At 53.4% G+C, this 2947-nt stretch carries 1 rRNA gene; it reads left to right on the top strand.

Features of this window, described 5'->3' with window-relative positions:
- Positions 1–10 precede the first annotated feature (10 nt).
- Positions 11–2944: ribosomal RNA gene (locus AR337_RS22485) — 23S ribosomal RNA — on the top strand.
- The last annotated feature ends 3 nt before the right edge of the window (positions 2945–2947 follow it).

The raw sequence follows: 2947 nt of genomic DNA, 5'->3' as shown, positions 1-2947 counted from the left end.
AAACCTTTTAGGTTAAGTTAGAAAGGGCGCACGGTGGATGCCTTGGCACTAGGAGCCGAAGAAGGACGGGACTAACACCGATATGCTCCGGGGAGCTGTAAGTAAGCATTGATCCGGAGATTTCCGAATGGGGGAACCCGCCATCCGTAATGGGGTGGCATCTTTACCTGAATTCATAGGGTATTGAAGGCATACCCGGGGAACTGAAACATCTAAGTACCCGGAGGAAGAGAAAGCAAACGCGATTCCCTGAGTAGCGGCGAGCGAAACGGGACATAGCCCAAACCGAAAGGCTTGCCTTTCGGGGTTGTAGGACACTCAACATGGAGTTACAAAGGAACGGGGTAGGCGAAGAGGCCTGGAAAGGCCTGCCGTAGAAGGTAAAAGCCCTGTAGCTGAAACTTCGTTCCCTCCTGAGTGGATCCTGAGTACGGCCGGACACGTGAAATCCGGTCGGAATCCGGGAGGACCATCTCCCAAGGCTAAATACTCCCTAGTGACCGATAGTGAACCAGTACCGTGAGGGAAAGGTGAAAAGCACCCCGGAAGGGGAGTGAAATAGATCCTGAAACCGTGTGCCTACAAGTAGTCAGAGCCCGTTCATGGGTGATGGCGTGCCTTTTGTAGAATGAACCGGCGAGTTACGGTCCCATGCAAGGTTAAGCCGAAAAGGCGGAGCCGCAGCGAAAGCGAGTCTGAATAGGGCGAATGAGTATGTGGCCGTAGACCCGAAACCAGGTGATCTACCCATGTCCAGGTTGAAGTCCAGGTAACACTGGATGGAGGACCGAACCCACGTACGTTGAAAAGTGCGGGGATGAGGTGTGGGTAGCGGAGAAATTCCAATCGAACCTGGAGATAGCTGGTTCTCTCCGAAATAGCTTTAGGGCTAGCCTCACGTTGTAAGAGTCTTGGAGGTAGAGCACTGTTTGGACTAGGGGCCCCCATCGGGTTACCGAATTCAGACAAACTCCGAATGCCAAAGACTTATCCGTGGGAGTCAGACTGCGAGTGATAAGATCCGTAGTCAAGAGGGAAACAGCCCAGACCACCAGCTAAGGTCCCAAAGTATACGTTAAGTGGAAAAGGATGTGGAGTTGCTTAGACAACCAGGATGTTGGCTTAGAAGCAGCCACCATTTAAAGAGTGCGTAATAGCTCACTGGTCGAGTGACTCTGCGCCGAAAATGTACCGGGGCTAAACGTATCACCGAAGCTGTGGATTGACATCTTCGATGTCAGTGGTAGGAGAGCGTTCCAAGTGCGTTGAAGCAGGACCGGAAGGACCTGTGGAGCGCTTGGAAGTGAGAATGCCGGTATGAGTAGCGAAAGATGGGTGAGAATCCCATCCACCGAATGCCTAAGGTTTCCTGAGGAAGGCTCGTCCGCTCAGGGTTAGTCGGGACCTAAGCCGAGGCCGAAAGGCGTAGGCGATGGACAACAGGTTGATATTCCTGTACCACCTCTTCATCGTTTGAGCAATGGGGGGACGCAGGAGGATAGGGTAAGCGCACTATTGGATATGTGCGTCTAAGCAGTTAGGCTGGGAAGTTGGCAAATCCGCTTCCCATATAAGGCTGAGCTGTGACAGCGAGGGAAATTAAGTACCGAAGTTCCTGATTCCACACTGCCAAGAAAAGCCTCTAGCGAGATGAAAGGTGCCCGTACCGCAAACCGACACAGGTAGGCGAGGAGAGAATCCTAAGGTGAGCGAGAGAACTCTCGTTAAGGAACTCGGCAAAATGACCCCGTAACTTCGGGAGAAGGGGTGCTCTTTAGGGTTCATAGCCCTGAAGAGCCGCAGTGAATAGGCCCAGGCGACTGTTTAGCAAAAACACAGGTCTCTGCGAAGCCGCAAGGCGAAGTATAGGGGCTGACGCCTGCCCGGTGCTGGAAGGTTAAGAGGAGGGGTTAGCTCACGCGAAGCTCTGAATTGAAGCCCCAGTAAACGGCGGCCGTAACTATAACGGTCCTAAGGTAGCGAAATTCCTTGTCGGGTAAGTTCCGACCCGCACGAAAGGCGTAACGATCTGGGCACTGTCTCAACGAGAGACTCGGTGAAATTATAGTACCTGTGAAGATGCAGGTTACCCGCGACAGGACGGAAAGACCCCGTGGAGCTTTACTGCAGCCTGATATTGAATTTTGGTACAGCCTGTACAGGATAGGTAGGAGCCTGTGAAGCATGAGCGCCAGCTTGTGTGGAGGCGTCGGTGGGATACTACCCTGGCTGTATTGAAATTCTAACCCGCACCCCTTACCGGGGTGGGAGACAGTGTCAGGCGGGCAGTTTGACTGGGGCGGTCGCCTCCTAAAATGTAACGGAGGCGCCCAAAGGTTCCCTCAGAATGGTTGGAAATCATTCGCAGAGTGTAAAGGCACAAGGGAGCTTGACTGCGAGACCTACAAGTCGAGCAGGGACGAAAGTCGGGCTTAGTGATCCGGTGGTTCCGCATGGAAGGGCCATCGCTCAACGGATAAAAGCTACCCCGGGGATAACAGGCTTATCTCCCCCAAGAGTCCACATCGACGGGGAGGTTTGGCACCTCGATGTCGGCTCATCGCATCCTGGGGCTGTAGTCGGTCCCAAGGGTTGGGCTGTTCGCCCATTAAAGCGGTACGCGAGCTGGGTTCAGAACGTCGTGAGACAGTTCGGTCCCTATCCGTCGTGGGCGCAGGAAATTTGAGAGGAGCTGTCCTTAGTACGAGAGGACCGGGATGGACGCACCGCTGGTGTACCAGTTGTCTTGCCAAAGGCATCGCTGGGTAGCTATGTGCGGACGGGATAAGTGCTGAAAGCATCTAAGCATGAAGCCCCCCTCAAGATGAGATTTCCCATTCGAAAGAAGTAAGATCCCTGAAAGATGATCAGGTTGATAGGTCAGAGGTGGAAGCGCGGCGACGTGTGGAGCTGACTGATACTAATCGATCGAGGACTTAACCATATA

Source organism: Bacillus sp. FJAT-27445, from assembly GCF_001510665.1.
Taxonomy (GTDB): Bacteria; Bacillota; Bacilli; order Bacillales; family Cytobacillaceae; genus Bacillus_D.
Note: the sequence above shows the minus strand (reverse complement) of the source record. Positions and strands in the feature narration are given on the sequence as shown.